This is a genomic window from Xanthomonas sp. A1809 (genome assembly GCF_017746015.1).
GTDB lineage: Bacteria > Pseudomonadota > Gammaproteobacteria > Xanthomonadales > Xanthomonadaceae > Xanthomonas > Xanthomonas euvesicatoria.
On sequence record NZ_JAGHWZ010000005.1, the window covers coordinates 238,852 to 261,566 of the forward strand.

Consider the following 22,715-nt stretch of genomic DNA (forward strand, 5'->3'; position numbering starts at 1 on the left):
ATGCACGGGCAGGTGCGCAGCCCCGAATCCCTCCTTTCATCTGATCGCAGCTTCCAGTTCGCCGCGCTTCGATGAGGTCTCGAGCCGCACGCATTGCATCAGCGCTGCCGTGGCCGCACGCCCACTCGGCAGTGATTTGGCAACTGCGCACGACTGCATTCCTCTCTTAACCTGGAGCTGCCTTCCATGAACTCGCACCGTTCGCTCGCCCTTTGCCTGCTCGCCGCCCTGAGCCTGACCGCCGCCACCGCGCAGGCGGCAGTGCACGGCATGGGCCTGAAGCCTTCGTCGTTGATGCAGCCGGTCACCCCGCTGTTCGGTACCGCGAGCGTGAGCACACCGCTGCCTGCCAGAGTCGACCTGACTGCATGGGCGATCACGCCGGGCGACCAGGGCCAGGTCGATGCCTGCGTGTCATGGGCGACCGCTCACACCCTGACCGGTTGGTATGCCAACGCCAACAGACAGGCCCAGACGCGCTTTGCCCCGATGTACCTGTACAGCCAGGTCAACGGCGGCGTGGATGAAGGCTCTACCCTGGAAGCGCCGCTGCAGGTCGCGCTTGCGCAGGGCATCGACACCGAGCAGCACTATTCGTGGGGCAACTACGATTGGAAACACCAACCCACTGCCGCCGACAGGGCCAACGCTGCCAGGAACCCGACGCCGTATCGCCATTACACCGTGCTGTATTCGGGCAGGGGGAATGGGGGAAGCGCCCTGATCCAACAGATCAAGCTCGCCCTTGCCTCTTCCACGCCGGTGGCGATCGGCTTCTATGTGCGCCAGGGCTTTGAAGACCTGACAGCCCAAAATCAGGTCGATTACGACACCACGACGCCGATCCTGGGCGGGCATGCGGTCATCGCGCTGGGCTACGACAGCGAAGGACTGATCGTGGAAAACAGCTGGGGCACCGCATGGGGCAACAAAGGCTTCGGCAAACTGTCCTGGTCGGTGGTCGCCAAGGATGTGATCGGCGCCGAGGTGGTGTACTAGCACGACGCGGCCACGCGCCGTACGCTGAGTGATGCAGGCGCGGCATGTGCCCTGGCGCATGCCGCCGCCTTGAACGCGCGGCTGCCACCGGCGCCAGCCAACCGCGACAACGGCCTGCAGCGACTCAGCCGATCGGCAGGCGCAACACCGCACGCGCACCGCCACCATCGCGGTTGCCCAGCATCACGTCCCCGCCATGCAGGCGCGCAACCTCGCGCACGAACGGCAAGCCGAGACCGGAGCTGCGCTGGCCGGTCTGCGGGCGTGCCAGCGAATAGAACCGCTCGAAGACGCGCTCGAGCGCGTAATCCGGCACGCCACTGCCGCGGTCTTCAACCAGCAACTCCCAGTGTCCGTCGCGCAGCCGCGCCTGCAGGCGCACATGGCTGTCTTGCGTCGAAAACGCGATGGCGTTTTCGAGCAGATTGATCAGTGCCTGCCTGAGCAGAAACCCATCGCCCAGTACGTGGTGATCGCCTGGCGCGCCAGCCCCTGCGTCCACCTCCACGGTGATGCCCGCCGCCGCTGCACGCAGCGCCACCGCGTCCGCCGCAGCCTGCAGCAGCCCATCAATACCGATGGGCTCGCGCTTCTGCAGCCAGCCGTGCTGCTCCACCTCGGCCAGTGCCAGCAGCTTGTCGATGGTTTCGGTGAGCCGGTGTTCCTGCGCGCGGATGGTGGCAACGAAGTGCTGGCGGTCGGCCTCCGGCATTGGCTCGGCCAACAACTCCGAGGCACCGCGAATGGCCGCCAGCGGGCTTTTCATCTCGTGCGTCAGCGACTGCACGTACCGCTCCACGTAGGCCTTGCCTTCCAGCTTGCGACGCATGCTCTCCAGCGCCTGGCCCAGATCGCCGATTTCATCGCCACGCGGTTCGGGCGGCGGTACCGGGATGCCGGCGCTCACCGCCTGCGCATAGCGATTGAGCCGGCCGATGCCACGCATCAACCACCAGGTCATCAAAATGCCGATCAACGCGGAAATGCCGATCAACCAGGCGCCGCGCTGCAGGATGTTGCGCTGGCTGGCTTCGATAAACGGGTCGATGCTGCGATTGGGCTGCGCCAGGGTCAGCACGCCGATCAGTTTGCCGGGGTCGTCCGGTGCGTAGATCGGCGCGGCCACATGCATCACCGTGGCGGCAGGGTCGCCATCGATGTCCGGGCTGGAACGCGCGCCATATTCGCCGCGCAGCGTGCGGTAGACATCGTTCCAGCGCGAATTGTCGCGGCCCACGTCGCGGCCCAGCGAATCGAACACCGCCACGCCGCGCGCATCGGTGACGGTCACGCGGTAATCCACCGTGTTCTTGCGAAAGCGCCATACCCACGCCTTGGGGTCGCGCTGCTGGGCCCTGGCCACGTTGCGCGCGAAGCGGCCATCGGCAAGCGTGCCGGCAGCCAACTCGCCACTGGCCATTTCCGCCAGCACATTGGCCGCATCCACCAGCGTGGATTCCATCGCCTGGCGCACCCCTGGCTTGACCTCGTTGACGAACACGCGCATCACGAAGAACGCGGCCAGGCCCACGATCAGGAAGAAGCCCAGGAACAGCTTGAGACCAAGCCGCATGTCAGCCCGCGGCCTCGCTCAGTTCACCACATGCGTGCCGGCGCATGCCTATACCTCCAGCGCGTAGCCAAGGCCACGGTGGGTGCGGATCGGGTCGGCCGGCACGCCGGCCAGGCGCAGCTTGCCGCGCAGCGTCTTGATATGGGTGTCGACGGTGCGATCGGCACTGTCGGCGCTGGCGTCCCAACCGCGGTCCATCAGCTGCGCACGGCTCAGGATCGCACCGGGGCGTTGCAGCAACGCTGCCAGCAGCGCGTATTCGTAGCGTGTCAGCGGCAGCAGGGTCTCGCCATAGCGGATGCGGCTGCCCTCGCGGTCGATCGCAAACGCGCCGTGCGGCTGCCAGCCCGATTCGGCCGGCGTGCCGGCATGGCGTCGGCGCAGGCGCGCACGCACGCGCGCCACCAGCTCGCGCGGCGAGAACGGCTTGGCCATGTAATCGTCGGCGCCCAGCTCCAGGCCGAGCACGCGGTCGATCTCGTCGTTGCGCGCGGTCAGGAAGATCACCGGCACCTGGCTGAAACTGCGCAACGTGCGGCACACCTCGAACCCGTTGATGTCCGGCAGGCCCACATCGAGGACCACCACATCGGCCGGATCGGCGCGCAGACGCGTCAGCGCATCGCGGCCCAGCAGGCAATGCTCAGGCGCATAGCCCTCGCTGCGTAGTGCGTAGAGCACGGTATCGGCAATGGCGGCTTCGTCTTCGACGACGAGCACGCGGGCGGCAGACTCGGACATGCCGCGCAGCATACCGGCATGCGGGCACGGCCTACAGGTCGAGGTGGTCCACGCATGGCGTGGCACGACATGCGCACACGCCGCATTGCTCGCGGCATCGCGCGGCCTCTGGATGTCGCCACCGTGCGCTTGCGCTGCGTCGCCCGCAATGGGCGGCAACAAATCGCGCCGCAGCCTCTACACTGCCGTGATGAACTATCGCCACGCCTTCCATGCCGGCAACCATGCCGACGTGCTCAAGCACATCGCCCTGCTTGCCCTGATCGACACCCTCAAGCGCAAGGACACCCCGTTCTTCGTGCTCGACACGCACGCCGGGCGCGGCCGCTACCAACTCGGGGGCGAAGAGAGCCGCAAGACCAACGAGGCCGATGCCGGCGTGATGCGGCTGATGGCAGAGGCCAGCTTGCCCGAGGTGGTCGAGCGCTATCTGCGCGCGGTACAGGCCGACAACCAAGCCGTCGCCCGCCCCGCCACGCCCGGCCAGAAGCCCACCCGCCCGACCGCCGGCATCCAGCTCAACCACTACCCCGGCTCGCCGCTGCTGGCTGCGCAAGCACTGCGCGAGCAGGACCGCATGGCATGTTGCGAACTGCAGCCCGACGAAGCCGAGGCGCTCAAGGCCCTGTTCGCCAGGGACAGCCGGGTACGCGTGCACGCCGGCGACGGCTACGCGGCCATCCGCGCCTTCCTGCCGCCACGGGCTGGCGAAACCAAGATCGGCCGTGGGCTGGTGTTGATCGACCCGCCCTACGAATCGCAGGACGCCGAATACCCGCAGATCATCCATAGCGTGCGCGAAGCGTTGGCGCGCTGGCCGCAGGCGATCTGCATGGTGTGGTACCCGATCAAGCTGCGCCGCAGCCTGCAGCCGTTCATGCGCAAGGCCGCCGCGTTGCCGGCCAAGTCGGTGCTGGTCGCCGAGCTGCAGGTGCGCCCGGACGACTCGCCGCTGCGCCTGACCGGCAGCGGGCTGCTGATCGTCAACGCGCCCTGGCAGTTCGACCAGATGCTGGCGCCGGCGTTGCCGGTGCTCAAGCAGCATCTGGGCGAGCCCGGCGCCTCGACCCGGCTGGAGTGGCTGCGCCAGGACGGCTGAGCCGGCAGGCGCGTTTGCCTACCATCACGGTGGGTAGCCCGGCGGCGTCGTTGCACCGCTGCAATGGCCCGCGCCACGCGCACCGCGTCGGCAACGCGGCAGGTGCCGCGAGCACCTCCAGCGCAGCGTAAACAAACGGGCGCTGCGCCGGATGCCCATGTCCCAGCAAGGCCGGGCCGGGCGACCAATGCCTTCCGGCGGCCCCGCGGCGTCCACTCGGCTGCCACAGTGCGCGCCCCATCACGCTCACGACCGGCTCACGGCTCCGCTCGTTACAGTTGTGTGAGAAGCACTGCCACCTCCTGTCGGCCCCCGGCGGCACACCGGATTCATTCACGGTTGCGCGCCGGGCTGGTGCCAGAATCTTCCGATCTTTAAGGAACACCGGTCATGGCCATTCGCAATCGCATGCCTCCCTGGCATGAAAACTTCAGCCTGCCCAATGGCCGCACCCTTCTGCTTCGCCCGATCCGTCCCGAGGATGGTCCGCCGCTGCAGGGAGCCTTCAGCCTGTTGGGACCGGAGGAAATTCGCGCGCGCTTTGTGCGCTCCTCCACCGAAATCACCCCGGAGATGGTGCAGCGCCTGACCCATCCCAACCCCAAGAGCGAGATCGTGCTGGTCGCTGCCGAGCAACTGCCGCCCGGCGAAGCGCTGGTCGGCGCGGTCGCGCGCGCCGCACTGGTGCCGGGCACCCGCCAGGCCGAATACACCATCCTGGTCAGCAGCTTCGTCGCCGGCCAGGGGCTGGGACGGCAGCTGATGCGCAAGTTGGTCAAGTGGGCACGGCGCAAGTACCTGGACTGCCTGTTCGGCGATGTGCTGCAAAGCAATGTGCCGATGCTGCAGTTGGCAGAATCGCTGGGCTTCAAGCCGCAGGCGCATCCGGAGTCGCCGGAGCTGGTGCGGATGGTGTTGGAGCTGGATGCTTGAGGGGCCGGGATACGGGATACGGGATACGGGATTTGGGATTCGTAAAAGCAGATCGCGGCTGCTTTGCGTGATCGGGGCTTGGGTCTTGCTTCATCACGGAGAGCCACCGTTGCGCGGCGGCCTGATGTTCTCGACGGTAAGCTGCAAGACCCCCGAAAGGATCGGCACACTGGCTGACACCTAAGGCCACTTACGGATCCTTCCCCTCGCCGCTTGCAGGATCCTGGGGTGGCATGGGTGCCACGCTTCATCCGCGCACGCCGCTTCCCGAAGGTAGACAGCCCGACGTTTCGCCATTGAAAGCTGCCACAACCGTCGAGAGTGTTGCCGTGCCGACGGGAGCGCTGTGTCTGGCTCATACCCAGGCGCCACGTAAAACCGTCTGCTGTGGTGTCCTCGCCGCTTGCGGGACCGTGTGACGGCATGGATGCCGCCACCGAGCCTGCAGATACAGATTCATGGCGTGTCCCGCAAGCGGTAAGGGTCGCGCGCACTCGACCGAGTGGGGTCTTTGCCTCGCGAGCGTGCGCATGACTTGCACCCGCGTACCCAACCCCATGACCCGCAGTGCACATCCGGGCGGGTGGCCCACCACCAGCTTTCACACCAGATGGACCGGCCGCAGCGGGGGCTCTGATAAAATCGCCGGCTGATGCCGTCGCCTACCTTCCCCTCCCCGCCGCTGCCCAAGTCTGGCCAGCTCCGCGCCTACTGGCGCGCTCCGTCCTCTCCGACTGCGCTGGCCTGGTCGATTGCGCGGGCAGCCGAAGCGCATGCCGGCCCGTTGCTGGTCATCGCACGCGATAACCAGAGCGCGCACCAGATCGAAGCCGATCTGCACGCCTTGCTCGGCGAACAGGCGGCGCTGCCGGTGGTGCCGTTTCCCGATTGGGAAACCCTGCCCTACGACCAGTTCAGCCCGCATCCGGAAATCATCAGCCAGCGGCTGGCCGCCCTGCACCGCCTGCCCGGCCTGACCCGCGGCGTGGTGATCGTGCCGGTGCAGACCTTGCTGCAGCAGCTGGCGCCGCTGAGCTACATCGTCGGCGGCAGCTTCGATCTCACCGTTGGCCAGCGGCTGGATCTGGATGCGGAAAAGCGTCGCCTGGAAAGCGCCGGCTACCGCAATGTGCCGCAGGTGATGGACCCGGGCGATTTCGCGGTGCGCGGGGGCCTGCTGGATGTGTTTCCGATGGGCGCGGACACGCCATTGCGCGTCGAGCTGCTGGATGAGGACATCGATTCGATCCGCGTGTTCGACCCGGAATCGCAGCGCTCGCTGGACAAGGTGGACGCGGTCAAGATGCTGCCGGGCCGCGAAGTGCCGATGGACGATGCCAGCGTGGAGCGCGTGCTGGCCTGCCTGCGCGAACGCTTCGACGTGGATACCCGGCGCAGCGCGCTGTACCAGGACCTGAAATCCGGGCTGGCGCCATCGGGCATCGAGTATTACCTGCCGATGTTCTTCGCCAAGACCGCAACGCTGTTCGATTACCTGGACAAGCGCGTGCTGCCGGTGATCGCCACCGGCGTGTCCAATGCCGCCGACGCCTTCTGGGCCCAGGCGCAGAACCGCTACGAACAGCGCCGCCACGATGTGGAGCGCCCGCTGCTGCCGCCGGACGAGCTATACCAATCGCCGGATGCACTGCGCGAGCGGCTCAACAAGCTGGCGCGTATCGAAGTATGGGCCAGCGATCATGCGCGCATCGATGAGGCCGCCCCGCTCGGCGACCAACCGTTGCCGCCGCTGCCGGTGGCCGCAAAGGACGCGCCGGCCGGCCAGGCGCTGGCGACGTTCCTGAGCCATTATCCGGGCCGCGTGCTGATCGCTGCCGATTCGGCCGGCCGCCGCGAAGCCTTGATGGAAGTGCTGGCCGCCGCGCAGTTGAAACCGGAGCTGGTCGCCGATGTGCCGGCGTTCCTGGCGGGCACGCTGCGTTTTGCCATCACCGTGGCGCCGCTGGAGGACGGCTTTGCGCTGGATCAACCGCAGATTGCGCTGCTGACCGAGCGCCAGCTGTTCCCGGAGCGGGCCAATCAGCCGCGCCGCACGCGTCGGGTCGGACGCGAGCCGGAAGCGATCATCCGCGACCTGGGCGAACTGTCCGAAGGCGCGCCGATTGTGCACGAGGATCACGGCGTGGGCCGTTACCGCGGGCTGATCGTGCTCGATGCCGGCGGCATGCCCGGCGAGTTCCTGGAGATCGAATACGCCAAGGGCGACCGGCTCTATGTGCCGGTGGCGCAGTTGCACCTGATCAGCCGATATTCCGGCGCCTCGGCCGAGACCGCGCCGCTGCATTCGTTGGGCGGCGAGCAGTGGACCCGTGCCAAGCGCAAGGCTGCCGAGAAGGTGCGCGACGTGGCTGCCGAACTGCTGGAGATCCAGGCACGTCGCCGTGCACGCGCCGGCCTGGCGTTGCAGGTGGACCGCGCAATGTACGAGCCGTTCGCGGCCGGATTTCCGTTTGAGGAAACCGGCGACCAGTTGGCCGCCATCGATGCGACGCTGCGCGATCTGGGCAGCAGCCAACCGATGGACCGCGTGGTGTGCGGCGACGTGGGCTTCGGCAAGACCGAAGTTGCGGTGCGTGCGGCGTTTGCCGCCGCCAGCGCCGGCAAACAGGTCGCCGTGCTGGTGCCGACCACATTGCTGGCCGAACAGCACTACCGCAATTTCCGCGACCGCTTCGCCGATTACCCGATGAAGGTGGAAGTGCTGTCGCGCTTCAAGAGCACCAAGGAAATCAAGGCCGAACTGGAGAAGGTCGCCAGCGGCGAGATCGACGTGATTATCGGCACGCACCGCTTGTTGCAGCCGGATGTGAAGTTCAAGGATCTCGGCCTGGTCGTGGTCGACGAAGAACAGCGCTTCGGCGTGCGCCAGAAGGAAGCGCTCAAGGCGATGCGTGCCAATGTGCACCTGCTCACGCTCACCGCCACGCCCATCCCGCGCACGCTCAACATGGCCATGGCCGGCCTGCGCGATCTGTCGATCATCGCCACCCCGCCGCCGAACCGCCTGGCGGTGCAGACCTTCATTACTGCCTGGGACAATACGCTGCTGCGCGAAGCCTTCCAGCGCGAACTCAGTCGCGGTGGTCAGCTGTATTTCCTGCATAACGATGTGGAAAGCATCGTGCGCATGCAGCGCGATCTGTCGGAACTGGTGCCGGAAGCGCGCATTGGTATCGCGCATGGGCAGATGCCCGAGCGCGAGCTGGAACGGGTGATGCTGGATTTCCAGAAGCAGCGCTTCAACGTGTTGCTGTCGACCACGATCATCGAATCGGGCATCGACATTCCCAATGCCAACACCATCATCATCAACCGCGCCGATCGCTTTGGCCTGGCGCAGTTGCACCAGTTGCGCGGCCGCGTGGGTCGCTCGCATCACCGCGCCTATGCGTACCTGGTGGTGCCGGATCGCCGCTCGATGACCTCCGATGCGGAAAAGCGCCTGGAAGCGATTGCCTCGATGGACGAGCTCGGCGCCGGCTTCACCCTGGCCACGCACGACCTGGAAATCCGCGGCGCCGGCGAATTGCTGGGCGAAGACCAGAGCGGCCAGATGGCCGAGGTCGGTTTCAGCCTCTACACCGAACTGCTCGAGCGCGCAGTGCGCAGCATCCGCCAGGGCAAGCTGCCTGACCTGGATGCCGGCGAAGAAGTGCGCGGTGCCGACGTCGAACTGCACGTGGCCTCGCTGATTCCCGAGGATTATCTGCCCGACGTGCACACGCGCCTGACCTTGTACAAGCGCATTTCCAGCGCACGCGACCCCGATGCGCTGCGCGAACTGCAGGTGGAGATGATCGACCGCTTCGGTCTGCTGCCGGACCCGGTCAAGCATCTGTTTGCCATCGCCGAGCTCAAGCTGCAGGCCAATGCGCTGGGCGTGCGCAAGCTGGACCTGGGCGAAAACGGCGGGCGGCTGGTGTTCGAGGCCAAGCCGGCGATCGACCCGATGACCATCATCCAGATGATCCAGAAACAGCCGAAGATCTACACGATGGATGGCCCGGACAAGTTGCGCATCAAACTGCCGATGCCCGAAGGCGCCGACCGTTTCAATGCGGCACGCGGCCTGTTGGCGGCATTGTCACCGGGCTGAAGCGCTGCGGCGCCGGCAAGCGGCGACCGCACCGAGCACGATCACCACGTATAAAACGCGACCAGGCAGGCGGGCAATCCACCGCCTGGTCGCATTTGCCCGTCATGACTACCGCAGCAGGCGCGCCGCGCATCCGGTTTGGATAAAAGCGCCCGCCGGTGCTTCACGCGCGCGAAGCCGGGGCGTCACCTGCAACGCCGTGCCGGAACGGGGCGAACTGTCCGACGGGACAGGCTCGAACAGTCCCCCTGAGCCTGCTTCCGACAAAGCTGAGCAATTAATCCACAGGCGGTGACGGGTTTCGCAAATCCGTCATTGCGCTGAATTTTGCCTAAATATTTCCAAAAGGCGCCGATACCTGCATAGACCGGCATGGCCCGTGTGCAGCGCTGCTCACACCCGTCCAGGCCGTTGCGACCTTCCCAGGCCATGGTACGCACCCGTGCGCCATCGCACCGCTTGAGGCACCAATGAACACGCCACTGTCCGATCTACCCGCGCCGCTGACCCTTGCCCTGGAGGGCGAGATGACCATTCGTCGCGCGGCCGAGCTCAAGCCGTTGCTGCAGCCGGCCTTGCTGCATCCGGGTGGATTGCATCTGGACCTGGCCGCCGTCAGCGAGATCGATACCACCGGCCTGCAATTGTTGCTGGCCACCAAGCAGGCGATCCAGGCCGATGGCCGGCCGTTTTCGTTGACCGATTCCAGCCGTGCGGTGGTCGATGTCATCGAGCTGCTCGGCCTGCTCGAGGCCCTGTACCCGCATGCGGTTGCAGGCCTGGGCGAACGAATTCACTAACGGACTGGTGACGCGCGCATGGACATGAACCAGCTGATGCAGACCTTCCTGGCCGAGAGCCGGGACCTGCTCGAAGACATGGAACGTCATCTGCTCGAAGCCGAGCGCGGCGAACCGTCGCCGGATGCGGTTAATGCCATCTTCCGCGCCGCGCACACCATCAAGGGCTCCGGCGGCCTGTTCGACCTGCCGCAGCTGGTCGGCTTCACCCATGTGGTGGAGAGCGTGCTGGATCTGGTACGCGACGAAGCGCTGAGCTTGAGCTCGGAACTGATCGGGCTGCTGCTGGTGTGCTGCGACCATATCCATGCCTTGGTGGAAACCGCCGCAGACCCGAGCCACGCCGACCCGGTCGCACTGGCCGCCGAAGCCGAACCGCTGCTGGCGCAATTGCAGACGTATCTGCAACGCAGCGCCTGCGGCGTCACTGCAGCCGCGGTTGCGCAAGGCGCACCGGAAAAGCAGAGTGGTTACTGGCGGATCACCCTGAAACTGTTCGCCGACGCACTGCGCTTCGGCAATTCGCCGCTCAAGCTGATTCGCAACCTGCGCAGCCTGGGCTCGGTCGAATCGATCACCACCGATATCAGCCAGCTGCCGGCATTCGACGACCTCGATCCGGAAGCCAACTACCTGGGCTTCCAGATCCTGCTGCGCAGCGATGCCGACCGCGCCGCCATCGAAGAGGTGTTCGAATTCGTCCGCGAAGATTGCGATCTGGAGATCGTGTCGGTTCCGGCGCCATCCGACGCCGCTGAATTGCTCAGCGCCGAAGCGGCAGCCAGCCCCACGCCGAACAAGCCGCTTGCTGCAGTACCCAGCGCCGCTTCGGCCCCAGGCCGTGCCGCGCCGGACGCTGCCGCGCGCAGCGCCGACGCGCGTTCCATCCGCGTGGATGCCGACAAGCTCGATCGCATGATCGATCTGGTCGGCGAACTCATCATCGCCGTGTCCAGCACGAGTGCCAATGCGCAACGCACCGGCGATGCGCAGTTGCTGGAATCGGCCTCGATCCTGGCTGGCCTGGTCGAAGACGTGCGCGAAAGCGCGTTGCAGCTGCGCATGGTCAAGATCGGCGGCACCTTCAGCCGCTTCCAGCGCGTGGTGCACGACGTGGCGCGCGAACTGGGCAAGGACATCGCGCTGGTGGTGGCAGGCGAAGACACCGAACTGGACAAGTCGGTGGTGGAAAAGATCGGCGACCCGCTCACCCATCTGGTGCGCAACGCGATGGACCACGGGATCGAGCCGGCAGACGTGCGCGTGGCGCGCGGCAAGCCTGCGCGCGGCACCGTCGGGCTCAACGCATATCACGACTCCGGCAGCATCGTCATCCAGATCACCGACGACGGTGGCGGCTTGAACCGCGACCGCATCCTGGCCAAGGCGCTCGAACGTGGCCTGATCGAACCAGGCCGCCAACTCAGCGACCGCGACGTCTTCGCGATGATCTTCGAACCGGGTTTCTCCACGGCGGAAAAGGTCACCAATCTGTCCGGGCGCGGCGTGGGCATGGACGTGGTCAAGCGCAACATCACCGCACTGCGCGGCACGGTCGAGATCGACAGCGCCGCCGGCGTGGGCACCACCATCTCGGTGCGCCTGCCGCTGACGCTGGCCATCATCAACGGTTTCCAGGTCGGCGTGGGCAAATCGGTCTTCGTGGTGCCGCTGGACGTGGTCGAAGAGTGCGTGGAGTTCACCCCCGACTACGCCAGCGACTACATCGACCTGCGCGGCAGCGTGTTGCCCTACGTGCGCCTGCGCGAACTGTTCGCGCTGGGCGGCAAGACGCCCTCGCGCGAAAGCATCGTGGTGATCCGGCAGGGCGCACAGCGCTTCGGCCTGGTGGTGGACACCCTGCTCGGCGAATGGCAGACGGTGATCAAGCCGCTGTCCAAGGTGTTCGCGCAGGTCAAAGGCATCAGCGGCTCGAGCATTCTGGGAAGCGGCGATGTCGCATTGATTCTGGATGTGCCCAGCCTGATTCAGCAGTTGCATCCCAACCAGGACGCGTTGGCGGCCTGAACGCCCGCGCCATCGCTCCGTCCGAACCGTCGTTTGTCGTTACCTGACCCCAGGAAGCTACCGTCATGTCACACCGTCTACCGATCGCTACGCAGTTGTGGTTCACCGCCGCGCTTGCAATCGCCCTGCCCGTTGTCGTGGTCGTCGCCGGCGTGGCGCTGGCGCTCTCGCACGCAGCCTTGCTGGGCACCAGCCTGGTTGCAGCATTGATCAGCGGCGCCTTGCTGGTCTGGGCAATCCGTATCGCCAGCGCGTCGCTGGAGATGGCCACCACCACGCTGGACGCGTTCTCGCGCGGCAACTTCGATGTGGCGCTGCCGCAGGTGCGCGAGGACCAGGCCAGCGATGTCCTGCGCGGGCTGCGCAAGGTGCAGAGCGGCATCCGCCATGTCAACGAGGAAATCAATCGCGTTTCGCGCGAACACGATGCCGGCGAGATCGACGCGCGCATCGACGTGGCGCGCTTCGAAGGCGATTTCCGCGCAATGGGCGACGGCATCAACCGCATGGTGGCCAGCCATATCGCCGTCAAGAAGCAGGCGATGGCCTGTGTGGCCGAGTTCGGTCGCGGGAACTTCTCCGCCGAACTGGAACGGTTGCCGGGCAAGAAGGCCTTCATCAACGAGATCGTCGACCAGATCCGCGGCAACCTCACCGGCATGGTCGCCGAGGTCAATCGCATGTCGGCCGAGCACGATGCCGGCGATATCGATGTGGTCATCGACACCCAGCGCTTCACCGGCGATTTCCGTCGCATGGCCGAAGGCATCAACGCAATGGTGGCCAGCCATATCGCGGTCAAGAAGCAAGCCATTGCCTGCGTCAGCGAATTCGGCCGCGGCAACTTCACCGCACAGCTGCCATTGCTGCCGGGCAAGAAGCGCTTCATCAACGACACCATCGAACAGGTACGCGGCAACCTCACCGGCCTGATCGCCGAGATCAACCACATGTCGGCCGAACATGAAGCCGGCGATATCGACGTGGTCATCGACAGCAGCCGCTTCGATGGCGACTTCCGCAGCATGGCGCTGGGCATCAACCAGATGGTGGGCGCGCATATCGCGGTCAAGAAGCTGGCGATGGGCGTGGTGGCCGAATTCGGCCGCGGTAACTTCGATGCCCCGCTGGCGCAGCTGCCGGGCAAGAAGGCTTTCATCAACGACACCGTGGAGCGCGCGCGCGGCAACCTGCGCAGCATTTCCGAAGTGATCCAGGTCATGGGCGCGATGGCCGAAGGCGACCTCACCCACACCGTGGAAGGCCGCTACGAAGGCGCCTTCGCCGACATGCAGCGCTACGTCAACACCACCATGAGCCGCCTCACCGAGATCGTCGATGAGGTCAACCGCAACGCCGAAAACCTGGCCAGTGCGTCGGAAGAGGTCAGCGCCACCGCGCAGGCGCTGGCCCAGGCCGCCAGCGAACAGGCGGCCGGCGTGGAAGAAACCAGCGCCTCGCTGGAGCAGATGACCGCCTCCATCGCACAGAACACCGAAAACGCGCGCGTCACCGACAGCATGGCGGCCAAGGCGGCCAGCGAAGCGGCCGACGGTGGAGACACCGTGCGCGCCACCGTGGTGGCGATGAAGGACATCGCCAAGAAGATCGGCATCATCGACGACATCGCGTATCAGACCAACCTGCTGGCGCTCAATGCCGCCATCGAAGCCGCGCGCGCCGGCGAACACGGCAAGGGCTTTGCGGTGGTCGCCGCCGAAGTGCGCAAACTGGCCGAGCGCAGCCAGATCGCTGCGCAGGAAATCGGCGAAGTGGCCGAATCCAGCGTGGAACTGGCCGAAAGCGCCGGCCGCGTGCTCGGCGAGATGGTGCCTTCGATCCGCCGCACCTCCGACCTGGTGCAGGAAATCGCCGCCGCTTCCGAAGAACAGACCGCCGGTGTCAGCCAGATCAACACCGCCGTGGGGCAATTGAACCAGACCACCCAATCGGCCGCCGCCAATGCCGAAGAACTGGCCGCCACCTCGGAAGAGATGAGCGCGCAGGCCGAACAGCTGCAGCAGCTGATGGGCTTCTTCCGGCTGGGCAATGGCGGCCGCGGCGCCGCGTCGGGCAGCAACAGGCAGGGTCCGCGCAGGATCGCCGCGCATGCGCCTGCCACGGTGAGCAGCGCGCAGCCACGACGCACCAACGTGCGCCAGCTCAGTGCGGTGGCCGCCACCGCTGATGCGATCGACGAATCGCAATTCGCCAGCTTCTGAGGAGCCGACGATGCAAGCGCTTCCTGCAACCGACCGCCAAGTGCCGTCTTCGACGGCACCGCAGCAATACCTCACGTTTTTGCTGGGTGGGGAAATGTTCGGCCTGGGCATCCTGGGCATCAAGGAAATCATCGAATACCGCGTGCCGACCGATGTGCCGATGATGCCGCCGGCACTGCGCGGGGTGATCAATCTGCGCGGTGCGGTGGTGCCGGTGGTGGATCTGCAGCAACGCTTCGGCCGCAACGCCAGCGCGATCACCAAGCGCAGCTGCATCGTGATCGTGGAGATCGCGCATGGCCAGCTGCATCAGGTGCTCGGGCTCCTGGTGGATGCGGTCAGCGAAGTGCTGGAAATCGCGCCTTCCGACATCGTCGACACGCCCAGCTTCGGCGCCGGCATCGCGCGCGACTTCATCCACGCCATGGGCAAGATCGGCGAGCGCTTCGTGATCCTGCTCGATGCCGATGCCGTGCTGGGCAACGACACGCTCGCCCAGCTGCCGGCCGCCGAGCTGGCGGCCTGACCTCACGCATGCACTCAAGGACTCCCATGCGCCCCGCCCTTCTCTCCTGCAACTGCACGCTGGCCGGCCCGGTCCTGGTCGTGGACGACAGCGTGGTCCAGCGCGAACACGCCATGGCGCTGTGTCGCCAGCTCGGCGCAAGCGTGGTCGACGGTGCCGTCGACGGAAACGCGGCACTGGAATGGCTGACGCGCGCCCAGGCGCCATCGTTGTTGCTGGTGGATCTGGAAATGCCGGGCATGGACGGCGTGCAGTTGCTCGACGCCCTGGCGCGGGGCAAATACAGCGTGCCGGTGGTAGTGGTCTCGCAACGCGGCGGTGCCTTGATCGATGCAGTGATGCAACTCAGCCGCAGTGCCGGCGTGCGCGTGCTCGGCGGCATCGAAAAGCCGATGAACCTGCAAGATCTGGCCACCGTGCTGGATTGCGAACCGGAGCCGGCCGCCGATGCACCGGCATTCGCGCCGGTGGCGATCTCGCCGCTGATGTCCAGCGGTGGTGCCGCCGCCTCGCGGCTGGACCGTGCCATGCGCCGCGGCGAGATCCGTGTGGCCTACCAACCCAAGCTCGACCTGAAGGACGGCCGCCTGCGTGGCGTGGAAGCGCTCGCACGTTGGCGCCGCCCGCAAGGCGACATGATCGGCCCGGACCGTTTCATTCCGCTGGCCGAACGCGAAGGCTTGATCCACGCGTTGACGCAGCAGGTCATCGACAAGGCCATCGCGCAATTGGTGGACTGGCGCGCCGAAGGCTTCGACCTGAGCCTGGCCTTGAACCTCTCGCCCCGGCTCTTGGGCGAAGACCATTTTCTCGAAGAGCTGTGCGCCAAGCTGGGCGAGAACGGCCTGAGCCCGGCCAACCTGGTGCTGGAACTCACCGAAAGCGCCATCGTGGAGCCGGCCAATGCGCTGAGCATGCTGGCGCGTTTGCGCCTGCACGGGTTCGGCCTGTCCATCGACGACTACGGCACCGGCTTCTCCTCGCTGCAGCGGCTGGCCAGCATTCCCTTCACCGAACTCAAGCTGGACCGCAGCTTCGTGCATGCAGCGCATCGCAGCCGCAGCCAGCGCACCGTGCTCGAATCGACGCTGGAGCTGGCGCATCGGCTTGAGCTCACTGCCGTGGCCGAAGGCGTGGAAACGCCCGACGACTGGCGGCTGCTGCGCGAACTTGGCTGCGACCTGGCCCAAGGCTATCTGATGGCCTCGCCGATGCCCGGGCCGATGCTGTCGGAGTGGTGGCGCGAACACGCCATGCGCATCGCACGCCTGAGCGACAGCACGTTCCACAGCGATGCGGACGTGGCCTGAGCCGATGAGCACCGCGACCGCCATCACCGAACAGGAGTTCGGCCGCTTCCAGCGCTTCATCTTCGAAGCGGCCGGCATCACCATTTCCTCCGGCAAGAAGGCGATGCTGTGCGGCCGCCTGGGCAAGCGCCTGCGCGAACATCAGTTCAGCACCTATACGCAGTACCTGCAGCTGCTGGAAAGCCGCCAGGACCGCAGGGAAATCCAGACTGCGATCGACCTGCTCACCACCAACGAAACCTATTTCTTCCGCGAGCCCAAGCACTTCGAGCTGCTGCGCAGGCTGGCCGGCGAACACCGTGGCGGGCTGCCGTTCCGCTGCTGGAGCGCGGCCAGTTCCAGCGGCGAAGAGGCCTACAGCATGGCCATGGTGCTGGACGACACCTTGCAGGGCCGCCCGTTCGAGGTGGTGGGCACCGACATCAGCACGCGCGTGCTGACCAAGGCGCGCACCGGCCATTACGCGCTGCAACGTATCGACGGCATCCCGCAGGCCTATCTCAAACGCTATTGCCTGCGTGGCCAGGGCGAGTACGACGGCACCTTGCTGGTGGAGCGGCGGCTGCGCGAGCGCGTGCAGTTCGTGCACGCCAACCTCAATGCCGCGCTGCCGGCACTGGGCAGCTTCGATGCGATCTTCCTGCGCAATGTGATGATTTATTTCAACGGCCAGACCAAGCGCGAAGTGATCCTGCGCGTGCTGTCCAACCTCAAGCCGGGCGGGCACTTCTGCATCGGCCATTCGGAAAGCCTGAGCGAACTCGACATCGATCTGGTCCAGGTGGCACCCTCGATCTTCCGCAAGGCATGACCCAAGGATTCACCGTGTCGACAGCGCTTCATCGCCCCGCCGCCAACCCCACGACCATCAAGGCCATGGTGGTCGACGATTCGGCAGTGGTACGCCAGGTGCTGGTGGGCGTGCTCAACGACGCGCCGGGCATCGAGGTCATCGCCACTGCCGCCGACCCGCTGCTGGCGATCGAAAAAATGCGCCAGCACTGGCCGGATGTGATCGTGCTGGACGTGGAAATGCCGCGCATGGACGGCATCACCTTTCTGCGCAAGATCATGAGCGAGCGGCCCACGCCGGTGGTGATCTGCTCCACGCTTACCGAAAAAGGCGCGCGCGTCACCATGGATGCACTGGCCGCCGGCGCGGTGGCGGTGGTGACCAAACCCCGCCTGGGTCTGAAGCAATTTCTCACCGACTCTGCCGACGAACTGGTGGCGACCGTGCGCAGCGCAGCGCGCGCCAACGTCAAGCGGCTGGCTGCGCGCGTGACTGCCGCGCCGCTGGAAGCGGAGGTCAAGCACACCGCCGATGTCATCCTGCCGGCACAAAGCGGACGTGCGCTGGCGCAGACCACCGAACGCATCGTCGCCATCGGCACCTCCACCGGCGGCACCCAGGCCCTGGAAGAAGTGCTCACCGCGCTGCCGCGCGTCTGCCCCGGCATCGTGATCGTGCAGCACATGCCGGAGAAATTCACCGCTGCCTTCGCCGCGCGCCTGAACGGTCTTTGCCAGATCGCCGTCAAGGAGGCCGCCAACAACGACCGGGTGATGCCGGGCCGTGCATTGATCGCACCGGGCGGCAAACATCTGCTGCTGCGTCGTAGCGGCGCGCAGTATTTCGTCGAAGTGCTGGAAGGCCCACCGGTCAACCGGCATCGCCCGTCGGTCGATGTGCTGTTCCGCTCGGCCGCGCGCGCGGCCGGCAGCAATGCGCTGGGCATCATCATGACCGGCATGGGCGACGATGGCGCCGCCGGCCTGCTGGAAATGCGCCAGGCCGGCGCACGCACGGTGGCACAGGACGAACACACCAGCATTGTGTTCGGCATGCCCAAGGAAGCGATCAAGCGCGGCGGCGCAGACCGTATCCTGCCGCTGGGCGCGATGGCGCGCGAGATCGTGACGCAGCTGCAGTAACGCGACAGAAGTCCACGTCACGCGCTCAACGCTCTGACAGAGCCACCGCGTCTACCGCGTCTTCCGCGCGACAGACCCACTGCACCTGCTGGACAGAGCCTGTGCACCTGCTGGACACAGCCATTGCCCGTGCTCCAATGCAGCCATTGCGTCTGCTCCAACGCAGCCACTGCGTCTGCGCCGCATCGACGCGCGCATTCTCCTATCCATGAAAGACCGCCACATTCCCTTCTCCCGCCGGCGGGAGAAGGTGCCCGAAGGGCGGATGAGGGCAACACGCTAACCAGCCAGCTACAGCTGCGACTCCAGCGGCAACCAGCCCATCACCGCTGCTGCGCCACGTCGCCACACGCTCGCCGCCGGCTCGCGCGACCACACCTCGGGCGGCTGCGCGGCATCGTCGTGCCAACGCAGCTCGCCCTGCTCCAGGGTCACGCGGTAACTCACCGGCGCACTGATCTTGTGGTTGTACAGCCGCTCCAGCTCCGCGGTGACCACGCGGTCGTTGAACAGCAGGCCCATTTCGGTGTTGAGGTTCATCGAACGCGGGTCCAGGTTGAACGAGCCGATGAAACCGCTGCTGTCGTCCACGACAAACGCCTTGGTATGCAGGCTGGCGCCGCTGGAACCGAACAGGCTGCCGTCCGGCTTGCCCATCGGCTTGAGCTCATGCAGGCGCACGCCCTGCTGCAGCAGCGGCACGCGATAGCCGGCATAGCCGCTGTGCACGGCCACCACGTCGTTGGCCGCCAGCGAGTTGGTCAGAATGCTCACGCGCACATCGCGCTGGCGTAGGTTGCCGATCCAGCGCATGCCCTCGTCGCCCGGCACGAAATACGGCGAGATCACTTTGAGCTCGCGCTGTGCGTGCGCCATTTCGCCGATCAGCACCGGCGTCATCCAGTCGGCTTGCGGCGGCGCACCTTCGGCTTTTTCCGGCGGGTCGGAGACGATGCGCGCCTGCGACACCCAGTGCACCGGTCGGTCGCCCTGCATCAGTTCACGCACGCTTGGCGAGCGCTTGAGCCGCTCCACATACGGATGCGCGCGCACCGATGCCATGCCCGCGTCCAGGCTGCCACGCAAGGCCTCCAGTGCCTGCGGCTTTGCGGTGACCAGCGCAGACAGCGGCAAGGCATTGGGGCTGTTCCAGTACGCGTCGAACACCTGCTCGGCCTGGCCCACCGCCGGCCCCATCAGCGCCGCATCCATATCCATGAAGTTGGTGTCGCGCGCCGCATCGAAATATTCGTCGCCCACGTTGCGCCCACCCACCACCGCGATGCGGCCATCGGCAATCCAGGCCTTGTTGTGCATGCGGCGATTGATGCTGAACATGCGCAGCACCATCTCCACGCCGCGCATCAAGGTGCCTTCGCGCGCGCGTGTCGGGTTGAACAGGCGAATCTCGATCAGCGGATGGCTATCCAGGGCAGCCAGCACCGAATCGCTGCCATGGATATTCATGTCGTCCAGCAACAACCGCACGCGTACGCCGCGATCGGCCGCGCGCAGCAATTCGTTATGCAGCAGGTTGCCGGTGAAATCGGCATGCCAGATGTAGTACTGCAGATCCAGGCTGCGCCCGGCCGCACGCGCGGTGAGCGCACGTACCGCAAACGCATCGACGTTATCCGGCAGGATCACCATGCCGGTCTGATCGACGTGCGCCTGTTGCAGTGGCGCCACCACCTTGTCGATGGGCGTCGCGACCGCCGTGGCAGGCAGCACGTGACTGACCGGCCCGCGTTGGCGGTCGGCAAAGCGCCCGTAGCCGTACAGCGATAACGCGCTGGCCAGCACCAGTACCAGCAGCGCAATGCCGAACCATTTGAAAAATTTCCGCTTTGTCACTGCCGATTCCGCGATGCGCAGCGCGGCAGTGTAGAGCCCATGCGGGCAGGCCGGTGTGCAGACGCCGCCACAAGCAACCTCGACAATTCCCGCGAGAAACAGACGGGTGTCGTGGAAGTGCCGTGGACGCGAGTACTCGCAGCACCGCGTGCCGCACAGGGCGAACGTGGTGGTTACGGCGTCATCAGCGGTATGGCGCGCCAGCTGCCGAAGCACCATCGCGCGCCCGCGGCGCTTACCAGATGGTCACCCGCTCCTTGTCGCCACGTACCATCGCATCGCCGGGCTTGCACTGGAATGCCTGCGCAAACGCCGGCATGTTCGACGGCGCACCGTTGGCGCGGAAATTCGCCGGTGCGTGCGGATCGGTGTTCAGGCGCACGCGCAATTCGCCATCGGTAAAGTTGCGGCGCCAGACCGTGGCCCAGTTCATGAAGAACCGCTGGTCCTGCGAATACCCATCGATCTGCGTGTTGGCGGCCGGCTGCTCCTGCAACGCCATTTGCAATGCATCGTACGCCACGGTCAGGCCGCCCAGATCGCCGATGTTCTCGCCCAGCGTCAGCTTGCCTTTGACGTGCACGCCCTTGATCGCTTCATAGCCATCGAACTGTGCCACCAGCCGGTCGGTGCGCTCGGTGAACAGCTTGCGGTCTGCATCGGTCCACCAGCTATCAAAGTTGCCCTTGGCATCGAACTGGCTGCCGGAATCGTCGTAGCCGTGCATCATTTCGTGCCCGATCACCGCACCGATGCCACCGTAGTTCAAGGCCGGATCGGCCTTGGGGTCGAAGAACGGCGGCTGCAGGATGGCGGCCGGAAACACGATCTCGTTGCGTGTGGCGTTGTAGTACGCATTCACCGTCTGCGGGGTCATGTGCCACTCGCGCTTGTCGACCGGCTTGCCGATCTTGTCCAGCATGTCGCGGTAGTTGAATGCCTGCGCGGCCTGCATGTTGGCAAGAAAGCCGTCGCCACGCGTCTGAAGGCCCGACCAATCGCGCCACTGGTCCGGGTAGCCGATCTTGGGAGTGAAGCTGGCCCATTTCTCCAGTGCGCGCTGTTTGGTGTCCGCGCTCATCCAGTCGAGCTTTTCCAACCGCGCCTTGAGCGCCGCCGACAGGTTTTGCACCAGTTGCTGCATCTGCTCCTTCGATTCGGCCGGGAATGCAGATTGCACGTACAGCTGGCCCAGGGCCTCGCCCATCGCCTCGTTGACCGCATTCAAGGTGCGCTTCCAGCGCGGCAGCATGTCCTGCTGGCCGCGCAGGGTCTTTGCGTAGAAATCGAAATTGGCCTGCTCGAACGGCTTGGCCAGATACGGCGCCGCTTCATCCACCGTATGGAAGCGCAGATACGCCTTCCAGGTAGCGATCGGCGTATCGGCCAGCATCGCATCGAGCTCGGCGAAATAGCCCGGCTGGCTCAGCGAGAAGGTGCCGGCCGGCACCTTGAGCGCTGCGAAAAACGCCTTCCAGTCGAAGTGCGGCGTGATGGCGTTGGCGCCGGCCACATCGACCGGGTTGTAGCGCTTGGCCGGGTCGCGCAGTTCGATACGCGACAACGACGCATTGGCCAGGCGCGTCTCGAACGCCATCACCGCCTTGGCCTGCGCGGCCGCCTGCGCGGCCGGGATACCCGACAACTCCAGCATCCGTGCGATGTAGGCCACGTACTGCTCGCGGATCTTTGCTTGCGCCGGGTCGGTGTAATAGCCCTTTTCGGGCAAGCCCAGACCGCCCTGCCCTGCGTAGGCGATCATCTGCTCGGAATTCTTGTAGTCGGCATTGGCACCGAACGAAAACACCAAGCCCTGGCCTTGCGCATAACTGTTGCGCAACCAGGCGGCGATGGACGGCGCATCGGTCAATGCGTCGATGTCCTTCAACTGCGGCTGCAGCGGCGTAATGCCCGCTTTGTCGATCGCCGCTTCATCCGAGCCGGTCCGCCACAGGTCGGCGATCTTGGCATCCACCGAACCGGCCGACAGATTGCCGCGCGCCAGTTGCTCCACCAACGCGTGCTGGATGGTCAGCGAGCGCTCGGCCAGCACCTCAAAGCTGCCCCAGCTGGTGCGATCGGACGGCACCGGATTGGCCTTGAGCCACTTGGCGTTGACGAACCCGTTGAGGTCCTGACACGCAGCGATGCTCGGGTCCAGGTCGCTGTTGCTGAATGCCACGATCGGCGCATCGAGCTTGGACACATCCACCTTGGTCGATACCGCCTGCGGCGCGGCAGGCGCCACCTTGGCGGTGTCATCGGAGGCGCCGCACGCAGACAGCGCGACCACGATGGCGACCGCAAGCGACAGCGGAGCTAACTTGCGCAACTTCATTGAATTCTCCAGGGCATGACCGCGCAGGCGCGATCGAAAAAAGTCGACATCCGGTCGGCAAGCGCTGGCGAAGAACCGCGCAGCGCAGGCGCCCGCCTCTTCGTCAGTCGCTCTGCAACCGGCCAGACCACATCCGTGCAGCGGCACCGCAACATGAAGTCGATGCCGTGCGCCATGAAAGTCCATTGCATCTGTACAGCACGTGCGCGTCCGTCATCGGCACCGCCACGCACTGCTTCC

The 22,715-nt window shown here is 65.8% G+C and carries 15 protein-coding genes; 11 read left to right on the forward strand and 4 right to left on the reverse strand.

Annotated features, from left to right (window positions below; genetic code table 11):
• Window positions 1-186 precede the first annotated feature (186 nt).
• Window positions 187-999 (forward strand): C1 family peptidase, encoded by an 813-nt coding sequence (locus tag J7396_RS07425; protein ID WP_057681445.1) that lies wholly within the window; start codon window positions 187-189, stop codon window positions 997-999.
• 124 nt (window positions 1,000-1,123) lie between these two features.
• Here J7396_RS07425 and creC read toward each other — a convergent pair whose 3' ends face one another.
• On the reverse strand, window positions 1,124-2,572 hold the full coding sequence (gene creC, locus J7396_RS07430) for a two-component system sensor histidine kinase CreC (RefSeq protein WP_209261247.1): 1,449 nt from the start codon (window positions 2,570-2,572) through the stop codon (window positions 1,124-1,126).
• Between the two features lie 48 nt (window positions 2,573-2,620).
• Window positions 2,621-3,325, reverse strand: coding sequence for a two-component system response regulator CreB (creB, locus tag J7396_RS07435; protein WP_014090631.1), 705 nt, complete (start codon window positions 3,323-3,325; stop codon window positions 2,621-2,623).
• Between the two features lie 178 nt (window positions 3,326-3,503).
• On the opposite strand from creB, the gene rlmJ reads away from it, so the two are divergent.
• From rlmJ to J7396_RS07485, 10 genes are all read left to right on the forward strand, one after another.
• Complete coding sequence (gene rlmJ, locus J7396_RS07440) at window positions 3,504-4,412, forward strand: 23S rRNA (adenine(2030)-N(6))-methyltransferase RlmJ (RefSeq protein WP_014090632.1); 909 nt, start codon at window positions 3,504-3,506, stop codon at window positions 4,410-4,412.
• A 390-nt stretch (window positions 4,413-4,802) separates the two neighbouring features.
• Window positions 4,803-5,345: a GNAT family N-acetyltransferase gene (locus J7396_RS07445; protein ID WP_003488532.1), complete on the forward strand. Its 543-nt coding sequence runs from the start codon at window positions 4,803-4,805 to the stop codon at window positions 5,343-5,345.
• A gap of 652 nt (window positions 5,346-5,997) precedes the next feature.
• Entirely contained in the window at window positions 5,998-9,462 is a 3,465-nt protein-coding gene (gene mfd / locus J7396_RS07450; RefSeq protein ID WP_014090633.1) for a transcription-repair coupling factor, read from the forward strand.
• A 470-nt stretch (window positions 9,463-9,932) separates the two neighbouring features.
• Window positions 9,933-10,262, forward strand: coding sequence for an STAS domain-containing protein (locus J7396_RS07455; RefSeq protein ID WP_003488096.1), 330 nt, complete (start codon window positions 9,933-9,935; stop codon window positions 10,260-10,262).
• 18 nt (window positions 10,263-10,280) lie between these two features.
• A complete protein-coding gene (locus tag J7396_RS07460) occupies window positions 10,281-12,290 on the forward strand; it encodes a chemotaxis protein CheA (protein WP_008576106.1) in 2,010 nt (669 codons plus the stop codon).
• Window positions 12,291-12,355: 65 nt separating this feature from the next.
• Window positions 12,356-14,512 (forward strand): methyl-accepting chemotaxis protein, encoded by a 2,157-nt coding sequence (locus J7396_RS07465; protein ID WP_031423520.1) that lies wholly within the window; start codon window positions 12,356-12,358, stop codon window positions 14,510-14,512.
• A gap of 10 nt (window positions 14,513-14,522) precedes the next feature.
• Window positions 14,523-15,038: a chemotaxis protein CheW gene (locus tag J7396_RS07470; protein ID WP_209261248.1), complete on the forward strand. Its 516-nt coding sequence runs from the start codon at window positions 14,523-14,525 to the stop codon at window positions 15,036-15,038.
• Window positions 15,039-15,064: 26 nt separating this feature from the next.
• Entirely contained in the window at window positions 15,065-16,348 is a 1,284-nt protein-coding gene (locus J7396_RS07475; protein ID WP_209261249.1) for an EAL domain-containing response regulator, read from the forward strand.
• Window positions 16,349-16,352: 4 nt separating this feature from the next.
• Window positions 16,353-17,159 (forward strand): CheR family methyltransferase, encoded by an 807-nt coding sequence (locus J7396_RS07480; protein ID WP_209261250.1) that lies wholly within the window; start codon window positions 16,353-16,355, stop codon window positions 17,157-17,159.
• Window positions 17,156-18,283 (forward strand): chemotaxis response regulator protein-glutamate methylesterase, encoded by a 1,128-nt coding sequence (locus J7396_RS07485; protein WP_008571299.1) that lies wholly within the window; start codon window positions 17,156-17,158, stop codon window positions 18,281-18,283. The genes J7396_RS07480 and J7396_RS07485 overlap by 4 nt, the downstream gene beginning before the upstream one ends.
• A 291-nt stretch (window positions 18,284-18,574) precedes the next feature.
• On the opposite strand, the gene J7396_RS07490 is transcribed toward J7396_RS07485, so the two are convergent.
• Both J7396_RS07490 and J7396_RS07495 read right to left on the reverse strand, forming a co-directional pair.
• Complete coding sequence (locus J7396_RS07490; protein ID WP_046936756.1) at window positions 18,575-20,137, reverse strand: phospholipase D family protein; 1,563 nt, start codon at window positions 20,135-20,137, stop codon at window positions 18,575-18,577.
• Between the two features lie 235 nt (window positions 20,138-20,372).
• On the reverse strand, window positions 20,373-22,475 hold the full coding sequence (locus J7396_RS07495; protein ID WP_209261251.1) for a M13-type metalloendopeptidase: 2,103 nt from the start codon (window positions 22,473-22,475) through the stop codon (window positions 20,373-20,375).
• Window positions 22,476-22,715 lie beyond the last annotated feature (240 nt).